Origin of the sequence: Rahnella variigena, assembly GCF_003610915.1 — a bacterium.
In the GTDB taxonomy this organism is placed as follows: domain Bacteria; phylum Pseudomonadota; class Gammaproteobacteria; order Enterobacterales; family Enterobacteriaceae; genus Rahnella; species Rahnella variigena.
In genome coordinates, this window is the sequence record NZ_NSDJ01000002.1 from 529608 (window position 1) to 548574 (window position 18967).

An 18967-nucleotide genomic window follows, 5' to 3' on the forward strand; every position below is an offset into this window, starting at 1 on the left:
CAGGCAAAAATGCACACTAGCATGCCGTTGCGCCCGCGGCTACGCTGTCTGTGTTATTTCTATTTTTATCATACGCTTATCTTATTTACGTATTAGACACCCCCTTCCCTATTTCTTAGGATTACGCCCCTTTGGGGCAATTTCTGACCATCAGATTCGCCTGTGCAGCAGGGTATTCACACCGTATCAGCCTATAAAATAAGGATAATAAAAAATGCCAAATTCCTGGAATCGTCGCGATTTCCTCAAGTTTTCTCTGGCAGCCGGCGCCGCTTCCGGGCTCAGTTTTACCCTGCCCGCCACCGCTGCCGACAACACACCGAAGAAAGGCGGACACCTCAAACTGGGCATTGATGGTGCGGCGACCACCGACGTGTTGGATCCGGCAAGCTGGATCAGTTCATACATGATGGTGGTAGGTTGTGCCTGGGGCGATACGCTGGTGCGTACCGATCCGGTCAGCGGCAAAGCGATACCGGGGCTGGCAGAAAGCTGGGAAAGCGCCGACAAATCAACGCGCTGGATATTTACCCTTCGTAAAGGCGTTCAGTTCCATAACGGCCAGGCGCTGACGGCAGAAGATGTAGTCAAAACCCTTTCCCGTCACCGTGATCCGAAATTCCGTTCCGGCGTAATTGCCTATCTGTCATCCATCAGTACCGTCACCAGTGATGGCGATAAAATCACCATTACTCTTAATGAAAGCAATGTCGATTTCCCGCTGGTACTTTCGCTGTGGAACCTGCAAATCCAGCCCGGTGGCGGCTATGAAAATCCTAACGCCGGGATCGGCACCGGGCCTTACCGCATCGTCAAATTCGAGGCTGGCGTCTATACCCAGCTGGAGAAAAACCCGCATGACTGGGACAGCAGCCGGGGCAATGTGGCGAGTGCAGAAGTGATCGCGATTAATGATGCATCGAGCCGGGTTGCGGCACTGTCTACCGGAAAAGTGCATTTCATCAGCGGGCTGAGCCCGAAAATCGTGGCACTGCTGAAAAGCGGCCCGGTCACGATTTACAACACACCGGGACGCGGACATTACACGTTGCCGATGATGGTCAACACCCCGCCATTCGACAATAACGACCTGCGTCTGGCGCTGAAACTGGCCATTGACCGCCAGCAAATTCTGGATCGCGTGCTGGGCGGTTATGGCTCGCTCGGCAATGATTTCCCGGTCAACAGTGCGTATCCGTTGTTCCCGGCCGATATTCCGCAACGCCAGTACGACCCCGATCAGGCCGCATTCCACTTTAAAAAATCCGGCTACAGCAGGCCCATTGTGCTGGATGTCGCTGAAGGGGTTTTCCCCGGTGCCGTCGATGCCGCCACGCTGTTCCAGCTCAGCGCGCAGAAAGCCGGGATCAAAATTGATATCCGCCGCCAGCCGGATGACGGCTACTGGAATAATGTCTGGCGTAATAAACCGTTCTGCGTGTCGTCATGGGGAACACGTTTAACCCAGGATCTGATCTATTCGCTCGAACTGGGCCCGTCCTCAGCCAGCAATGAAACCCACTTCGCTAATCCGCAATTTGCCAGCCTGCTCAAACTTGCACGGGCTGAAGAGGATGAGGCCAAACGCCGCACGCTGTATCACGACATTGCGCTGATTGTGCGTGATGAAGGCGGCACCCTGCTGCCGGTGTTCAATAATTACCTCAACGCCAGCAGCAACAAACTTCAGGGTTATATCGAAGATGTCGGCAACGATTTATCCAACGGTCACGTCATCTCACGCGTCTGGCTGAACAACTGATGAAAAGTCTTATTGCGCGCGGGATGCGCAGCACGGCGCCCCGTCATCCGCTCGCCCGCGCCATCATTCACCGCCTGCTGCTGGCGGTGATTTTACTCTGGGGTGTATCGCTGCTGATCTTCGCCGCCGTCAACGCCCTGCCCGGTGATTTTGCTGCCGCGTCACTGGGACGCGCAGCGACACCTGAGGCGATTGCCAGTATCAGGCAAAGTCTCGGGCTGGATAAGCCGCTGGTCACCCGTTATCTGCTGTGGATGCTACAGATTTTCAAAGGCGATTTCGGGCTCTCATGGGCCAGTCAGCAACCGGTCAGCGCACAGCTCGGGCACCGGTTACTCAATTCACTGTGGCTTGCGGGTGCCGCCGCGTTACTTGCGATCCCGGTCGCGTTACTGGGCGGTCTGTTCGCCGTGCGCTATCTGCACCGCCTGCCCGACCGTATGATTACGCTGGTATCCCTGATTATTCTCTCACTGCCGGAATTTTTAATCGGCTATCTGCTGATTCAGGTGCTGGTGTTACACGTGGGCGTCTCGACGTTTCCCTCTACGATTTATGACGGCATGAGCCTGCCGGATCGTCTTTCCGCCCTGTTGCTGCCGGTGCTGACACTGGCGATTGCAGTGCTGGCAAACATGTTGCGATCGGCACGCAGTGCGCTGATGTCGGTCACCAGTACGCCGTGGATGGAAACAGCGCGGCTGAAGGGATTACCGCCGCTGCGTATTTTATGGCGACACGCCGCACCGAATGCCATTTCCCCCGTACTGACCGTGATCGCCATGAATCTGGCCGGACTGATTGTCGGTGCAATGATCATTGAAGTGATTTTTGTCTATCCGGGTGTCGGGCAATACATGGTGGATGCCGTCACCGTACGCGACATTCCGGTCGTGCAGGCCTGCGGGCTGGTGTTTGCCGCCGTGTATATTCTGCTTAATTTACTGGTCGATATGCTGGCGATGGCGGCAAACCCACGACTGAGGTTCCCGCGATGAAATCACTTTTCTCCTCAGTAAGCGCCGTGACCGGTGCGTTTCTGCTGATCCTGTTTGTCTTCGCCTCGCTGGCCGCGCCGTGGATCGCGCCTTACGATGCCCGTCAGATAAGCGGTGAAATCTGGCAACCAATGAGTGCCGCCCATTGGCTGGGCACCGATAATCTCGGCAGGGATTTGTTCTCCCGTCTGCTGTCTGGCGCACGTCTTACCTTGTCGTTTGCTTTTGTGATTTCAGTAATGGCTACGCTTGCGGGCACGCTGCTTAGCTTTCTGGCGGTCAGTGTGGGAGGCGCGGTGGAGGGAATATTGTCACGCCTCAACGATCTGTTTATGTCACTGCCGTCGCTGATTATCGCGCTGGTGGCGCTGGCGGTGTTACCACAAACTAACAGCACGCTGATCGTTGTGCTGGCCGCCATCGGTGCGACGCGCGTTTATCGTCTCGGTTACAGCCTTGCCTCGCATATTCTGGCCACGGATTACATGGAAGCCGCAAAGCTTGCCGGTGAATCTCACGCGTACCGGGTCATCCGCGAAATGCTGCCCAACGCCCGCTTTCCGCTGCTGGCAGAATGGGGAATGCAGTTCAGCGCCAGCATTCTTTTTATCTCGACACTCTCTTTCATCGGGCTGGGGATCCAGCCCCCCGCAGCCGACTGGGGCGCCATCGTGCGGGAAAATAAAGACGGCATTCTGTTTGGTGTCAGTGCCGCCTTTTACCCTGCCATCGCCATTTCGTTGCTGGTCATTGCCGTCAATTTGCTGGTCGATGCCCTGAGCAGAAAGCTGCAACAACAGGAGGATCAGTAATGTCAGAGGCACTCTTACAGGTCGCACAGCTGTGCGTTGGACATCAGCAAACTGTATTGATTGACCACGTGTCTTTTGAATTACGCAAAGGCGACGTGCTGGGCGTAATCGGCGAATCTGGCGCCGGGAAATCCACCCTCGGGCTCGCGGTGATGGGGCATTATCGCGGCGCGCTGCGACCGCTCAGCGGCAGCATTACTTTTCAGGGGCAAACTTATCATCCCCGGGATGCGTGCCGTTTAGCAACACTTCAGGGCAAACGCGTTTGTTATGTCGCGCAATCGGCCAGTGCCGGTTTTAATCCGGCATTTCCGCTGGGTTCGCAGGTTATTGAAGCCGCGTGTTATCACGGTGTCCTGACGCGTGAGGCCGCACAGGAAAAGTTGTTGCAGCTGTTCGCCCTGCTCGGTTTGCCGGATCCGGTACAGTTCGCCAGACGCTATCCTCATCAGGTTTCCGGCGGTCAGTTGCAGCGGGCAATGACCGCCATGGCACTGTGCTCCTCGCCTGATTTGATTGTTTTTGATGAGCCGACCACCGCGCTGGATGTCACTACGCAGCTCGACGTTCTGGCGGCTATCCGCCACGCGGTGAAGCAAACCCGCACGGCGGCGCTGTATATTTCGCACGATATTGCCGTGGTCTCGCAAATTGCCGACAGCCTGCTGGTGTTGCGCCACGGCAAACAGATCGAATATGGCCGCACTGCCGATATCCTTAGGTCAGCCGCACATCCTTACACCCGTGCGTTGCTCAATACCCGACACCCGGCACCGCTGCTGGTCGCTGAACAACATGCGCCGGTGCTTGAACTGCGTGATCTGACCGTCGGGTACGGTAACGGGCAGCCGGTTATCTCGCAGCTTTCGATGACACTGCCCCGCGGGCAAACCTTTGCGCTGGTCGGCGAGTCGGGCTCCGGTAAATCTACCCTGGCCCGCACGCTGGCCGGGCTGCAAAAACCGCAATCCGGCGAGCTGACGCTGGAAGGCAAGGCACTGTCGTTTGATTGTCAGCGGCGAACTGCGCAGCAGCGCTGGCAAATCCAGTACATTTATCAGAACGCGGATACCGCACTGAACCCGCGCCACCGGGTACGTGAGCTGATCGGGCGGAATATCATGCGCCGCAGCGGTTTGCGCGGTGCCGCGCTTAAAGCACGCCTCAGTCAGTTGCTTGAGCAGGTAGAACTGGCGCCGGAGCTGGCCGATCGTTTTCCCTCGCAGCTTTCAGGCGGGCAAAAACAGCGAGTGGCAATTGCGCGGGCGCTGGCAGCGGAACCGGAAATTCTCATTTGTGATGAACCGACCTCGGCACTGGATCCGCTGGTCGCGCAGGGCGTACTGGCCTTGTTCAGACAGCTTCAGCAGTCTGCCGGCCTGACCTTGCTTTTTATCACTCACGACATCGCGACGGTGCGCAGCATTGCCCATTCCGTGGCCGTCATGCATCGCGGCAAACTGGTGCGTCAGGGCTTGCGGGAGACGGTGCTGACGCCGCCTTTCGATGATTACACCGCGCGTCTGTTGCAGGCCGAACCCACGCTGGAACCCGGCTGGCTGGCATCAGCCCTGAAGGTTCCGTCCCCCGAACACCCCTTGTCATTGCAGGAAATACTCACATGATCCAGACCGATATAGCCCGACGCGCCCGCGCAATTTTTTCCGACTCGCTGGTCTGGGATGGCCACTCCGGCTTCATGCCCGATCCGGCAGCAGACCTGAATAATCTACAACTCTGGCGGGATGCGGGCGTGCATTACCTGTCAGTGGATGTCGGCTTCGATGTCCTGCCGTGGGAGCAGACAGTACGCAATCTGGCGGCGTTCCGGCACTGGATCCTCGATCATGCCGATGACTATTTGCTGGTGAACCAGCCGGAGGATATTCTGACCGCCCGTGCTGCAGGAAAGCTGGCGATCACCTTTGATATCGAAGGGATGAACGCGCTGGATGGCCGCGTTGAAATGGTGGAGTTTTATCATCACCTGGGCGTACGACAGATGCTGTTTGCTTATAACCGCAATAATCTGGCGGGTGGCGGCTGCCATGATGAAAACGCAGGTTTGACGTCATTCGGCAAAGAAGTGATTGATGAAATGAACCGCGTTGGCATGTTCGTTGATGTCTCTCATTGCAGTCTTCAGACCAGCATCGAAGCCATTGAATATTCCCGTAAGCCGGTCATCTTTTCCCATTCCAATCCAAAAGCCGTACATGCGCACGGCAGAAACATCAGCGATGAACAAATCAGGGCATGTGTGAACAATGGCGGGCTGATTGGCGTGAACGGGATTGGTGAGTTCCTGGGTGACAGCGCGCCCGACGCCGCGCTGTTCGCCCGGCATGTCGATTATCTGATACATCTCGCCGGTCCCCGCCACGTGGGAATAGCACTGGATTATGCCTTTCCTGTGGGCAATGTCAGTACCGGCGAAATTCTGGCGGCACATCCTGAATACTGGCCCGCAGAGGAATATTCCGGCGAAGGTGGCTACGTGCATCCCTCCGCGCTGGAAGAGGTTGCTGGCCACTTGTTACAGTCAGGACACAGCGAAAAAGTGATCCGCAATGTGCTAGGGGAAAACTTCTTACGGCTGGCGAGAGAAGTCTGGTAAACGCTTATGGCAGGCACTGAAATCCAGTAAGGAGTCAGATGCCTCGCCTATTTCACCCCTGGCCAAAAATCTTTATGACCGCATCCAGATGATCTTTCATCGCTTTCTTTGCTGCACGACTGTCACGTGCTTCCAGTGCAGTCAGGATTTCGAGGTGTTCAATCTCTGAACGGTGCGGCATATCCTGCGGCGTGTAATGTAATTGCAGGCTGCGGAACATGGTGCCATAACGGTGGCCGAGCAGGTGCGCGATGATAAAAGCGTAAGCCGGATTACCACTGGCCTGCGCGATGCGGATATGAAACAAACGGTCACCGGGATGAGTGGCCGAACCATTGCGATTATCGCGACAGTTCTGTTCATAAGCCAGCCTGATCGCCGCAAGTTCTTCGTCGGTTGCGTTTCTTGCCGCGAGTGCCGCAGTTTCCGGTTCTATCAGACGCCGGGTTTGCAGCAGGGAAAATGGCGGCAATTCGGCAGTGAAATCCAGCTCGATATTCAGCTCATCATCCACGTCCGCCCACTGATTACGCCCTGCCTGCGACATCACCGGCTCCTGCGAAGGCGCGACCGGTACCGCCGGAGGATGGCGCACAATGACACCGTTTCCCACACGCACGTCCACCAGTCCGATAACTTCCAGCGCGATTAACGCCTCACGGACAGACGCACGGCTGACCTGCAACTGACTGGCCAGCTCACGTTCGGCAGGAAGACGGCTGCCGGGCGGAAATTCTTTGTTATCGATTAACGTTTTTAGCTGGTCAGCTATCTGCCTGTAAATTCTGGGATTTTCTAATTTTTTTATCGGCATCGGACACCTGAGGTCAATTCTCATTAAGTGATTCAGCTAGCATTTCCCGGACAAAAATCTTGCTGAATTGTTTTATGCATGTAAAAAGTTGGTTAAACGAAATGGCGTTTTAAGTACAAGCTTGCCGAACATCTTAGCAAAAAGCAGTGCTTATCACGCGTTTTTTTCACCTCCAATGGCCTGACCATTAGGCCTTTAAAGACACTTTTACGGGGAACAGCTATGAGCCTGGCAGGGAAAAAAGTTCTGATCACCGCCGCCGGACAAGGCATCGGATTTAACACCGCGACGCTGTTTGCCCGTGAAGGCGCAGAGGTGATTGCCACAGATATCAACATCAGCGCCCTGCGTGATATTCCGGGCATCACTCCGCGTCTGCTCGACGTAACCGACCCGCAGGCGATTGCCGCACTGGCGGAAGAAACCGGTGCGCTCGACGTGTTGTTCAACTGCGCGGGTGTGGTACACAGCGGCGACATTCTGACCTGCACAGAACGCGAATGGCAGTTTGCGTTAGATCTCAACGTGACGGCGATGTTCCACATGATCCGCGCGTTTCTGCCCGCCATGCTCGAACGCAACAGCGGCTCGGTGATCAACATGTCGTCGGTCGCTTCCAGCATCAAAGGCGTGCCGAACCGCTTTGCTTACAGTGCCTCGAAAGCGGCGGTGATTGGCCTGACGCGCTCAGTTGCGGCGGATTACGTCACCCGCGGGATCCGCTGTAACGCTATTTGCCCGGGCACGGTGGAATCACCTTCCCTGCGCCAGCGCATTGCTGCTCAGGCACAGGCTGAAGGCCGCAGCGAAGAAGAAGTGTATGCGGCGTTTGTTTCGCGTCAGCCAATCGGGCGCATCGGTAAAACAGAAGAAATCGCCCAGCTTGCGCTGTATCTGGCCTCAGATGCCAGTTCATATACCACCGGCACGGTTCAGATTATTGACGGCGGCTGGAGCAACTGATTTTCACAGATCTGACTTTCACAGAAGGACACTGACTCATGAAATTATTACGTTACGGCAATGCAGGTTCTGAACGCCCAGGCCTGCTCGACAGCAACGGCAAATTGCGCGACCTCAGCGCCCATGTCGCTGACATCAGTGGCGAATTTTTACAGCCGGAAACGCTGGATAAACTGCGCCAGCTTGATCCGCAAAGTCTGCCGCTGGTCAGCGGCGAACCGCGTCTCGGCGCCTGTGTTGGCAAGGTGGGGAAATTTATCTGCATCGGCCTGAATTACGCCGATCATGCCGCTGAAACCGGCGCGGAGATCCCGAAAGAACCGGTCGTTTTCAGTAAATGGACCAGCGCGATTGTCGGGCCAAACGACGATGTGGAAATTCCGCGTGACTCGGTTAAAACCGACTGGGAAGTCGAGCTTGGTGTGGTGATCGGCACCGGCGGGCGCTATATCAGCGAAGCAGATGCGCTGTCGCACGTGGCCGGTTACTGCGTGATCAACGATGTGTCCGAGCGCGAATTCCAGATTGAACGCGGCGGCACCTGGGACAAAGGCAAAGGCTGCGACACCTTTGGTCCGACCGGCCCGTGGCTGGTTACGGCCGACGAAATCCCTGATCCGCACCAGCTGAATCTGTGGCTGGAAGTGGACGGCAAACGCTGGCAGAACGGCAACACGCGCACCATGATTTTCCAGATCCCCGAAATTATCAGTTATCTCAGCCGTTTTATGAGCCTGCAAGCGGGCGACATTATTTCCACCGGAACCCCGCCGGGCGTCGGGCTGGGGCAGAAACCGCCGGTATATCTGAAAGCCGGTCAGGTGATGCGTCTTGGGATTGAAGGTTTGGGTGAGCAACGTCAGAAGACGGTGCAGGTATAACCTCTTGCAGCTGAAGGATTTTTTGCGATGACAACCATTACCGCTTTACGTGTTGAAGATGTGCGTTTCCCGACCTCGCTGGCGCTGGACGGATCGGATGCAATGAACCCGGATCCGGATTATTCCGCCGCGTACGTGATCCTCGAAACTGACAATCCTGCGCTCAAAGGCCACGGCCTGACGTTCACTATTGGCCGCGGCAATGAAATCTGTTGTGCGGCCATTAAAGCGCTGGAACATCTGATCGTCGGACGGGATCTGGCGGCCATCACCGCCGATATGGGTCAGTTCTGGCGCGATTTTACCAGTGATAGCCAGCTGCGCTGGATTGGACCTGACAAAGGCGCAATCCACCTGGCGACCGGTGCAGTAGTCAATGCCGTGTGGGATTTATGGAGCAAAGCCGCCGGTAAACCCTTGTGGAAACTGGTGGCGGATATGTCGCCGGAAGAGCTGGTGCGTTGCATCGATTTCCGCTACATCACCGACTGCATCACGCCGCTGGAAGCGCTGACATTATTACAGCGCCGCGCTGACAACAAGGCGCAGCGCACAGAGAAACTGCTGGCAGAAGGTTATCCGTGTTACACGACATCTGCGGGCTGGCTGGGTTATCCCGACGATAAACTGCGCCGCTTGTGTCAGGAAGCCGTCGATGCCGGTTTCGATTATCTGAAACTGAAAGTCGGGCGCGACCTGGAAGATGACATCCGCCGTGTGCGCATTGCGCGTGAAGTTATCGGCCCGGATCGCAAACTGATGATTGACGCCAATCAGGTCTGGGAAACCAACGACGCCATCCCGTGGGTGAACGCCCTCGCCTTCGCCAGTCCGTGGTTTATCGAAGAACCCACCAGCCCGGACGATATCGAAGGCCACCGCAAAATCCGTCAGGCTGTAGCGCCGGTCAAAGTCGCCACCGGCGAAATGTGCCAGAACCGCATCATGTTTAAACAGTTCATCATGCGCGAAGCCATTGACGTGGTGCAGATTGATGCCTGCCGCATGGGCGGCGTCAACGAAGTGCTGGCCGTGATGCTGATGGCCGCCAAATACAATCTGCCGGTGTGTCCGCACGCAGGCGGCGTCGGGTTATGTGAGTACGTTCAGCATCTTTCGATGATTGATTATCTGTGTATCGCGGGAACGCACGAAGGTCGCGTTATCGAATACGTTGACCATCTTCACGAGCATTTTGTGCATCCGTGCGACATCCGTGGCGCGGCGTATATGCCGCCGGAAGCGCCGGGATTCTCCATCGAAATGCATCAGGCGTCGATTGAAAAATATCGCCATCACGCCTGAAACCCATGCTAAAGAAAGCTCGAGGAGAACGCCGATGCGCATCGACAGCCACCAGCATTTCTGGCGCTACACGCCGCAAGATTATCGCTGGATAAGCGATGACATGGCAGTGCTGAAGCAGGACTTATTACCGGAAACGTTACGAGATACGTTACAACGTCACGATGTTCAGGGCTCGATTCTGGTTCAGGCCTGTTCCTCAGTGCAGGAAACGCGCTGGCTGCTGGAGCTTTCAGAGAAAACCGACTTCGTGCGCGCCGTAACAGGCTGGGTGGATTTGTCATCACCCGCACTGAAACAGGAACTGGAGGCAATTTCGCATCCGCTGTTACGCGCTGTCCGCCATCAGGTTCAGGACGAGTCTTCGCCTGCGCAGTGGCTGGAAAATCCGGCGATCAATGCCGGACTCCGTGAGTTGCAGCAGCAGAAAACTGTCTACGAAATTCTGGTGACGCACCGCCATCTGACAGACGCCGTGAAATTTGCCGAACGTCATGACGACTATTTTCTGGTGCTCGACCATTTCGGCAAGCCCGATCTGAGCCTGGGTGCCGCGCACTGGAAGCAGCAGGTTGCACCGCTGGCGGGGTTAAAACACGTCAGCTGCAAACTCTCCGGGCTGCTGACCGAGCCGCGTCCGGCAGGCATGTCAGCCCGCGACCTGTTGCCATATTTTGAGGCCGCGCTGGAGATTTTTGGCGCTGAGCGGCTGATGTTTGGCTCCGACTGGCCGGTGTGCCTGCTGGCTGATGCGGATGAAAATCCGTGGGATTTATGCGAACAAGCCACCGCGACATTAAGCAGTGACGAGCAGGCAGCCATTTATGGCGGCAACGCCTGCGCGATTTACCAATTACAGCCTTTACCGATTACAGGAAATGACTGATGAATCTGCATCTGCAAAATAAAGTGGTGATGGTCACCGGCGGCGGATCTGGTATCGGCGCGGCGATTTCGCTGACGCTGGCGGAAGAAGGCGCGATCCCGGTGATCATCAGCAATACCGAACCGGCCAATGACCTGATGCATAAACTGCAACAGCTTTCGCCACAGGCCATTTTTGTGCTGACTGAACTGCGTGACGAGGCCAGCTGCAAAGCCGCCGTGGACGACGTTCTCAGCCGTTACGACAGCATCGACGGGCTGGTGAATAACGCCGGTGCCAACGACAGCGTGGGACTGGATGCCGGTCGCGAAGCCTTTGTGAAATCACTCGAACAGAATCTCATCCACTATTACCTGATGGCGCATCTGAGCCTTGACGCCCTGCGCGCCAGCCGGGGAGCCATCGTCAATATCAGTTCGAAAACCGCATTAACCGGGCAGGGCAATACCAGCGGTTATGCCTCAGCAAAAGGCGGTATTCTGGCGCTGACACGCGAATGGGCGGCGGCGCTGCTCGGCGACGGTATCCGCGTGAATGCGGTGATCCCGGCAGAAGTGATGACGCCGCTGTACGAAAGCTGGATCAAAAGCTTCGATCATCCTGAAGAAAAGCTGCAACAAATTACCTCGCATATTCCGCTGGGACAGCGCATGACCACACCGCAGGAAATCGCCAATACCGTGGTGTTTTTGCTTTCTTCCCGCGCCTCGCACACCACCGGCCAGTGGCTGACCGTGGACGGCGGCTATATGCATCTCGACCGGGCGCTGACATGACGCGCCGCTATTGTCAGGCGCTGGATCTGGCGGATGATCCGGCACTTATCGAAGAATATCAGCGTTATCACCGCGAAATCTGGCCGGAAATTACCGCACATCTGCGCCGTTACGGCATCGCAGACATGGAAATTTACCGGCTGGGCAACCGGCTGATGATGGTGATGGAAACCACGGAAGATTTTGACAGCGGGCTGTTCGAACGCCGCAGTCTGGAGGATCCCAAAGTCTGCGAATGGGAAGCCCTGATGTGGAAATATCAGCGCCCTACGCCGTGGACGCCCGCCGGTGCAAAGTGGGTGGAAATGGAGAAGATTTTTTCTCTGGCCGGTCAGGCTCCCTCGCATACGGAAGGCGTTGAGTAAAACCCGGTCGGCACCCTCCCCTGCGAATGGGAGGGTTGGGGTGGGGTATTAATGGCAACTCCGGATCTGGCGTTGCCTGCTAAACCCCCTCCCAGCCTCCCCCTTCGCAGGGGGAGGAGCAAAGCGAAATCCGCTCAACCCTGTGAATGTGGGGGGGAGCAAAGCGAAACCTGCCTCACCCCTGAGAATGGGAATGAGCAAAAGTAAAACTCCCTGCTATGAGGGAGCTAATCACGTTTTTCACGATATCTGACATAAAAAAATCAGCCACCTGAGCTGAACCCCTACATGCGTTACCAGATACTGAGGAATACACTATGCTCGCCGATAAAACTGCCGCGCCTGCTTATACGCAGCGCAAAACGACGTCCGGTTTCAGACTGGCGTTCATTCTGGTCACCACACTGTTTTTCCTGTGGGGTTTATCCTACGGGCTGCTGGATGTCCTGAATAAGCATTTCCAGGAAGTATTGCACGTCAATAAAGCCCAATCCGGCCTGTTACAGGCCGCGTATTTCGGGGCGTATTTCATCATCGCCCTGCCCGCCGGTTTCTTCATGGACAGGTTCGGCTATAAAGCTGGGATCCTGGTCGGATTATGTCTGTATGCGCTGGGCGCGCTGTTGTTTGTCCCCGCCGCCTCTGCAGGCAGTTTTGGCATGTTCCTGTTTGCGCTGTTCGTGATTGCCCTGGGTCTGGGTTGTCTGGAAACCGCCGCTAACCCGTTTGCTACCGTACTGGGCGACCCTGCCGGAGCAGAACGACGCCTGAATCTTTCTCAGTCGTTTAACGGGTTAGGTCAGTTTATCGGCCCGATTATCGGCGGCTCGCTGTTCTTCTCCGCCACTCAAGGCACCACGGCGGATGGCCTGTCCTCGGTCAAAACTACTTACGTCGCTATCGCGGTGTTAGTGCTGCTGATCGCTTTCCTGTTCGGGCGCACCAAATTGCCGGACATCCGCGAGCAAAGTACGTCGGAAGATCACGGCATCGCGAAAGGATTGTGGCAGCACGGTCATTTTACCGGCGGCGTAATCGCACAGTTTTTCTATGTCGCGGCACAGGTTGGCGTCGGTGCGTTCTTCATTAACTACACCACCGAACACTGGCACACGCTGTCGAACCAGAATGCGTCGTACCTGCTTTCGGTCGGCATGATCAGCTTCATGGTCGGGCGTTTCTTCAGCACCTGGCTGATGGGCTTCGTCCGCCCTGCCACATTGCTGGTGATCTACGCCATCATCAATATTGTGCTGTGCGGCGTGGTGGTGGCGGGGATTGATAACGTCTCGGTGATTGCGCTGGTGGCGATTTTCTTCTTTATGTCGATCATGTTCCCGACCATTTTCGCCATGGGTGTCAAAAACATGGGCAAACAAACTAAACGCGCCAGTTCGGTGATGATCATGGCGATTGTCGGCGGCGCAGTGATGCCGTATCTGATGGGCGCGATTGCTGACCATTACAACACCGCCGTTTCCTACGCCCTGCCGATGGTGTGCTTCGCCGTGGTACTGATTTATGCCGTGAAACAACGAGCGAAAGTGACAGTCTGAGGAGAGTGGTAATACAAACACTCTGACTGCCATACCTCACCAAATTCCCTCCTCAATGCCTTTCGGCGTTAAGGAGGGACTGCAACGCTGAAATCCACGCACTGAGCTTTAACATTTCTGTCATCCCGGAGTGGAAAATCCTGCTTATACTTCATCGCGTATGAAACTGGTTAATAACGCTGAAGGGTAAAATATGTCGATTCGTTCATTGCAGGCACTGTGTTTAACCAGTTTTTTTATTGCGGATGTCCGTGACGGGCTGGGGCCTTTTTTGGGAATATTTCTGACGCAACGTCACTGGCAGCCCGATGATATCGGATTGCTGATGACTGCCGGCGGTGTGGCAGGTTTGCTGGCGACGCTGCCTGCGGGGTTCATTACTGACGCATCGAAAAACAAGCGTCTGATTCTGGCACTGCTGTGCGTGCTGATCACCAGCACGACACTCCTGCTGTGGCTCAGTCAGGCAAATGCCGTGGTGGCGTTTTCGCAGATCGTGAGCGGAATATGTGCTGCTTTTGTCGGTCCGCTGATAACCGGCATCACGCTGGGTCTGACCGGGCAAAAAGGCTTTAGCGCGCAGATGGGCAAAAATGAGGCGTTTAACCATGGCGGGAATTTTATCACCGCGCTGATTGCCGGAGGGATCGCCTGGTACTGGGGCATCGGTGGTATTTTCATCCTGATGACCTGCACCATGCTGTTAACGCTCATCGCGCTGACGGGCATTCGCAGCAGCGATATAGATGATAATGCGGCGCGTGGTCTGGAGTCCGGCGCATCTGCGCAAGTTCCCGACTTCTCGGTGCTGGCTAAAAATAAACCGCTTCTGATAACGGGTCTGACATTGCTGCTGTTTCATCTGGCGAATGCGGCACTGTTGCCAATGCTCAGCATGAGAGTGGCTGCGGCACCCGGCGCTGTCAATCCCGGACTTTATGCCGCCGCAACTGTGATTATTTCTCAGCTGGTGATGATCCCGGTGGCAATCTGGACCGCAGGGCGCATCGACAGAGTCGGCTACTGGCGGCTTATTATGTTGGCTTTGTTGGTCATGCCCGTCAGGGCTGCGCTGGCGGCGAGTTCTGCCGCGCCCTTAATGATGGTGCCGGTGCAAATACTTGATGGCGTCGCCGCTGGCGTACTGGGAGTGGTAGTGCCCAGCTTTATCGTGGTGCTGCTGCGCGGAAATGGTCACGTGAATGCGGGACAAAGCGTGGTGATGCTGATGCAAGGCGTCGGTGCGGCCATGAGCCCGGCCCTGACCGGTATGATTGCGGGTCATTACTCTTTTGCTACGGCGTTTAGCGTTTTGAGCGTGATCGCACTGACGGCGCTGCTGATTTGGTGGCGGTACGCCCCGTTACTTTCACCACCATCTTGTATGGAGACCCGCTGAATCTTCCGTCGTGCCGGGCAAATAAAACGGAATCATAACCGGCGGGATCAGGTCAGATTCACACCAAACAGGCGGCTCAGAGCCACTCTGCCGCCGCCTGTCACGGTCACTTCGCGGTAGCCCGGCGTGCGGGTGATCCACTCTTTTTGCAGTAACAGCGTCATCAATGCCTGCCCTGCATCCCCGCCCAGATGAAAACGTCTTTCACTCCAGTCCAGACAAGGACAGCAAGCCTTACGACGCGGACGCGGATCAAGCACTGCGCCAATCCGTTGAAAATGCGCTTTTCCCTCGGATGTCAGCGCATTGCCGTCAGGCTCAAGCCATCGCTCACGCAGCATAAAATCATAGATTTTTACCGCCAGTTCTCCTGCCAGATGGTCATAACAGGTGCGTGCATAACGAAAAACGACCGGCGTGCTCGGCGTAAAAGAGCGTTGACTGCGCATGGAAACGCCCATCAGGTTTTCCAGCAGTCCGGCGATATGATGTCCCGCCAGACTGTAATACCGGTAACGTCCCTGCATCAGGCAAATCACCAGCCCGTTGCTGAGCAGCCGGGTAAGATGCCCGCTGGTCGTGGAGGCAGCGATGCCTGCCACCGCGCTGAGCTCAGTCGCAGTCCATGCACGCCCGTCCATCAGCGCACACAAAATACTGACCCTGGAAGGGTCAGATATCGCAGAAGCGACCAGTGACATGGATTTTTCAAGAGAATCATCCGGCTCACTGTCGTATTCGGTATGAAGAAAATTCATGCAGAGTGTATTGCCCATTGTTGGGTGACTTCTGCCGCCCGGATATCGTCATCCGTCAGCAGAATAAGCCGGTTATCGTGATCGCTATACTGTACCAGAATGTTAATGCCAGCCTGGGCGAGAGTCTGGGCGATTTCGCCCAGTTCACCCGGCTGTTTCTGGGGTAATTTCCTGATCAGCGGACGTGACAGGTTTCTCACGTTAAAACCTGCGTCAGTCAGCACCTGACGGGCTTTCTCGCCATCTTCTATCAGGAAATGCGCGTGCGCACCTTCCGGCGTGGTAAATACTCCGCCGCCTTCCAGACCCACGCCGTTGAGACCGAGAACGCGTCCGAATGAAGCCAGCGAACCTGAAGTATTATCGAGAATAACGTGAATGTCATACATGCGGATGCGCTCCTTTACCAGACGGCTGATGGGAAGATTTGTCGGAAGAATAGTCACGAAAGACACGGGCAACGCGAATTCTGTAGTATGAAAAAATCGACTGTTTGCCCTCTTTCTGGGCGGCCAGATGCGTCAGATTTTGTTTCCATCCGGCGACCGACTCTTCATCTTCCCACCACGACAAAGAAAGAATTTTCCCGGACGTGCTCAGGCTCTGGAAGCGTTCAATAGAGATAAATCCCGGCGTGTCCGACAACAACGGCTTCAGCTCTGCCGCCAGCTCAAGGTAGCGCTCACGCGCTTCGGGTACTGCGTCTGCCTCAAAAAGTACTGCGATCATCTTTCTGCTCCCTCATGAATTTCACTCAGCTTAATACCGGCAATAAGGGGATGCTTCGGTCAGCGCCGAAGTATGTCGGTGACGCGCAGGCAGGATCATGAACTTTGCTCATGTTCAGTGAATTTAAATCACTTTTTTTCACTCAATGACTCAGGCATAAAAGAGTCATCGCGATTCACCCTTAAAATATGAAGACTACTGAAATAATGTAGGTTTTTCAGCAGCCGGGACACCTGATAAAAATGAAAAAAGAAATTACATTCACTATTAAGAGCATTCGTTTCGACGAAGACTATAACCCCTCGGAAAATACGCGTATTACGACTAACTTTGCCAATCTGGCGAGGGGCGAGAAACGTCAGGAAAACCTGCGCAACACTTTAGTGATGATTAATAATCGCTTTAATTCTCTGGCGCACTGGGACAACCCAACCAGTGACCGCTACGCCGTTGAACTGGACATCATCACCGCTCAGTTGAATATCAGTAGTGAAGGAAAATCCGACGCCTTCCCGGTGATTGAAATATTAAAAACCAATATCGTCGATAAAAAAACAAACGAACGCTTTGAAGGCATTCTGGGAAATAACTTTTCTTCTTATGTCCGTGATTATGATTTCAGTGTTGTACTGCCTGAGCATAATAAGGACAAAGCCGGATTCAGCCTGCCGGAGAATTTTGGCGTATTACACGGTGATATCTTTAAGCGCTTCATTACTTCAGATACCTACAAACAGTATTTTAATAAGACACCGGTTATCTGCCTGAGCGTTTCAAGTAAAAACACCTATTACCGTACCGGCAATCAACATCCTGTATTAGGCATCGAATATCAGCAGGATGAGCCTTCCCTGACGGATGAATATTTCGCCAAAATGGGACTGCGCGCCCGCTACTTCATGCCTGAAAACAGCGTTGCGCCGCTGGCGTTCTACTTCAGTGGCGATTTGCTAAGTGATTACACCAATCTTGAGCTGATCAGCACCATCAGCACGATGGAGACTTTCCAGAAGATTTATCGCCCTGAGATCTACAACGCGAATTCACCGGCGGGTAAACAGTATCAGCCGAGTTTGAATTTCCAGGATTATTCATTAACCCGGATTGTTTATGACCGGGAAGAACGTAGCCAGCTGGCTGTTGAACAGGGCAAGTTTACTGAAGAGCAATTTATTAAACCTTACCAAACTGTTCTTAAACAATGGTCTGCTGAACCCGTTCTCTGATTTACCAAAAAAAATATAAGGTCACCTGTGATGAAAAAATTATTACCGACATCGACTGCGGGCAGTTTACCGAAGCCCTCCTGGATTGCGCAGCCAGAGACACTCTGGTCGCCATGGAAACTGGAAGGTCAGGAATTAGTTGACGGCAAACTCGATGCGCTGCGTTTATGTCTGGAAGATCAACAACAGGCCGGTATTGATATCGTCAGCGATGGCGAGCAAACGCGTCAGCATTTTGTCACCACGTTTATCGAGCATCTTGAGGGCGTGGATTTCGAGAAGCGTGAAATCGTTAAGATCCGCAACCGCTATGAAGCGAGTGTGCCGACCGTTGTCGGCCCGGTGAGTCGTAAGAAGTCTGTGTTTGTTGAAGATGCGAAGTTTTTGCGCAAGCAGACCACGCAGCCGATCAAATGGGCCCTGCCGGGACCGATGACGATGATCGACACGCTCTATGACAATCACTATAAAAGCCGTGAAAAACTCGCCTGGGAATTCGCTAAAATTCTTAATGAAGAAGCTAAAGAGTTAGAGGCGGCGGGCGTCGATATCATCCAGTTCGATGAACCGGCCTTTAACGTGTTCTTCGACGAAGTGAACGACTGGGGCATTGCCACGCTGGAACGAGCCATCGAAGGACTGAAGTGCGAAACGGCTGTCCATATCTGCTACGGCTACGGCATCAAAGCCAATACCGACTGGAAAAAAACGCTGGGCACTGAGTGGAGACAATACGAAGAGATCTTCCCGAAACTGCAAAAATCTAATATCGATATTATCTCGCTGGAATGCCATCACTCGCATGTTCCGATGGAGCTGATGGAGCTTATCCGCGGTAAAAAAGTGATGGTTGGTGCCATTGACGTGGCCACCAATACTATCGAAACCCCGGAAGAAGTTGCCGCGACGCTGCGTAAAGCGCTGCAATTTGTCGATGCCGACAAACTTTATCCGTGCACTAACTGCGGCATGATCCCGTTACCGCGCGGCGTTGCGCGTGGCAAGCTGGATGCGTTAAGCGCCGGTGCAGAAATCGTGCGTAAGGAATTGCTGGCGAAATAACGTCGCCGGATGGAAGAAAAAGTCCAGGCTGGCGATCGGTTCGATCGCCAGTTGCCCC

The 18967-nt window shown here is 54.8% G+C and carries 19 protein-coding genes; 15 read left to right on the plus strand and 4 right to left on the minus strand.

The window, feature by feature from the left end; all coding sequences use genetic code 11:
• The first annotated feature begins 214 nt into the window (after window positions 1-214).
• Genes CKQ54_RS24330 through CKQ54_RS24350 form a run of 5 tightly spaced genes read left to right on the plus strand, consistent with a single transcriptional unit; the run spans window position 215 to window position 6189 of the window.
• Window positions 215-1762, plus strand: coding sequence for an ABC transporter substrate-binding protein (locus CKQ54_RS24330; RefSeq protein ID WP_120163366.1), 1548 nt, complete (start codon window positions 215-217; stop codon window positions 1760-1762).
• On the plus strand, window positions 1762-2760 hold the full coding sequence (locus CKQ54_RS24335) for an ABC transporter permease (RefSeq protein ID WP_120163367.1): 999 nt from the start codon (window positions 1762-1764) through the stop codon (window positions 2758-2760). Before CKQ54_RS24330 ends, CKQ54_RS24335 begins: the two co-directional genes overlap by 1 nt.
• Window positions 2757-3572, plus strand: coding sequence for an ABC transporter permease (locus CKQ54_RS24340; RefSeq protein ID WP_120163368.1), 816 nt, complete (start codon window positions 2757-2759; stop codon window positions 3570-3572). The genes CKQ54_RS24335 and CKQ54_RS24340 overlap by 4 nt, the downstream gene beginning before the upstream one ends.
• Window positions 3572-5197, plus strand: coding sequence for an ABC transporter ATP-binding protein (locus CKQ54_RS24345; protein WP_120163369.1), 1626 nt, complete (start codon window positions 3572-3574; stop codon window positions 5195-5197). The genes CKQ54_RS24340 and CKQ54_RS24345 overlap by 1 nt, the downstream gene beginning before the upstream one ends.
• The gene (locus CKQ54_RS24350; RefSeq protein WP_120163370.1) at window positions 5194-6189 is read left to right on the plus strand and encodes a dipeptidase; all 996 of its coding nucleotides are present in this window, start codon (window positions 5194-5196) and stop codon (window positions 6187-6189) included. The genes CKQ54_RS24345 and CKQ54_RS24350 overlap by 4 nt, the downstream gene beginning before the upstream one ends.
• A 52-nt stretch (window positions 6190-6241) precedes the next feature.
• Here the strand turns inward: CKQ54_RS24350 and CKQ54_RS24355 are convergent, their stop codons facing one another.
• Entirely contained in the window at window positions 6242-7003 is a 762-nt protein-coding gene (locus tag CKQ54_RS24355) for a FadR/GntR family transcriptional regulator (protein WP_120163371.1), read from the minus strand.
• 222 nt (window positions 7004-7225) lie between these two features.
• Here CKQ54_RS24355 and CKQ54_RS24360 point away from each other — a divergent pair, with 222 nt between their 5' ends.
• The 8 genes from CKQ54_RS24360 (at window position 7226) to CKQ54_RS24395 (ending at window position 15134) form a co-directional block, all read left to right on the plus strand.
• Entirely contained in the window at window positions 7226-7966 is a 741-nt protein-coding gene (locus CKQ54_RS24360; protein WP_120163372.1) for an SDR family oxidoreductase, read from the plus strand.
• Window positions 7967-8004: 38 nt separating this feature from the next.
• Window positions 8005-8847: an ureidoglycolate lyase gene (locus CKQ54_RS24365; protein ID WP_120163373.1), complete on the plus strand. Its 843-nt coding sequence runs from the start codon at window positions 8005-8007 to the stop codon at window positions 8845-8847.
• A 27-nt stretch (window positions 8848-8874) separates the two neighbouring features.
• Window positions 8875-10152 (plus strand): L-fuconate dehydratase, encoded by a 1278-nt coding sequence (locus CKQ54_RS24370; RefSeq protein WP_120163374.1) that lies wholly within the window; start codon window positions 8875-8877, stop codon window positions 10150-10152.
• A 34-nt stretch (window positions 10153-10186) separates the two neighbouring features.
• The gene (locus tag CKQ54_RS24375) at window positions 10187-11038 is read left to right on the plus strand and encodes an amidohydrolase family protein (protein ID WP_120163375.1); all 852 of its coding nucleotides are present in this window, start codon (window positions 10187-10189) and stop codon (window positions 11036-11038) included.
• Window positions 11038-11814: an L-fucose dehydrogenase gene (locus tag CKQ54_RS24380; protein ID WP_120163376.1), complete on the plus strand. Its 777-nt coding sequence runs from the start codon at window positions 11038-11040 to the stop codon at window positions 11812-11814. Before CKQ54_RS24375 ends, CKQ54_RS24380 begins: the two co-directional genes overlap by 1 nt.
• On the plus strand, window positions 11811-12179 hold the full coding sequence (locus CKQ54_RS24385; RefSeq protein WP_113876454.1) for an L-rhamnose mutarotase: 369 nt from the start codon (window positions 11811-11813) through the stop codon (window positions 12177-12179). The genes CKQ54_RS24380 and CKQ54_RS24385 overlap by 4 nt, the downstream gene beginning before the upstream one ends.
• Before the next feature lie 317 nt (window positions 12180-12496).
• Window positions 12497-13735 (plus strand): L-fucose:H+ symporter permease, encoded by a 1239-nt coding sequence (gene fucP / locus CKQ54_RS24390; protein WP_120163377.1) that lies wholly within the window; start codon window positions 12497-12499, stop codon window positions 13733-13735.
• Between the two features lie 193 nt (window positions 13736-13928).
• Window positions 13929-15134 carry an MFS transporter gene (locus tag CKQ54_RS24395; protein ID WP_113876456.1) on the plus strand — a complete coding sequence of 402 codons (1206 nt, stop codon included), beginning with the start codon at window positions 13929-13931 and terminating at the stop codon, window positions 15132-15134.
• Between the two features lie 47 nt (window positions 15135-15181).
• Here CKQ54_RS24395 and CKQ54_RS24400 read toward each other — a convergent pair whose 3' ends face one another.
• From CKQ54_RS24400 to CKQ54_RS24410, 3 genes are read right to left on the minus strand one after another with little or no spacing between them, the layout of a single operon-like run.
• Window positions 15182-15892 carry an ArsR/SmtB family transcription factor gene (locus CKQ54_RS24400; protein ID WP_120163378.1) on the minus strand — a complete coding sequence of 237 codons (711 nt, stop codon included), beginning with the start codon at window positions 15890-15892 and terminating at the stop codon, window positions 15182-15184.
• Entirely contained in the window at window positions 15889-16281 is a 393-nt protein-coding gene (locus tag CKQ54_RS24405) for an amino acid-binding protein (RefSeq protein WP_120163379.1), read from the minus strand. Before CKQ54_RS24405 ends, CKQ54_RS24400 begins: the two co-directional genes overlap by 4 nt.
• Window positions 16274-16621 (minus strand): antibiotic biosynthesis monooxygenase family protein, encoded by a 348-nt coding sequence (locus CKQ54_RS24410; protein ID WP_120163380.1) that lies wholly within the window; start codon window positions 16619-16621, stop codon window positions 16274-16276. Before CKQ54_RS24410 ends, CKQ54_RS24405 begins: the two co-directional genes overlap by 8 nt.
• A gap of 242 nt (window positions 16622-16863) precedes the next feature.
• On the opposite strand from CKQ54_RS24410, the gene CKQ54_RS24415 reads away from it, so the two are divergent.
• A complete protein-coding gene (locus tag CKQ54_RS24415; RefSeq protein ID WP_120163381.1) occupies window positions 16864-17847 on the plus strand; it encodes a DUF1852 domain-containing protein in 984 nt (327 codons plus the stop codon).
• Between the two features lie 30 nt (window positions 17848-17877).
• Complete coding sequence (locus CKQ54_RS24420; RefSeq protein ID WP_113876461.1) at window positions 17878-18909, plus strand: methionine synthase; 1032 nt, start codon at window positions 17878-17880, stop codon at window positions 18907-18909.
• Window positions 18910-18967: the final 58 nt, after the last annotated feature.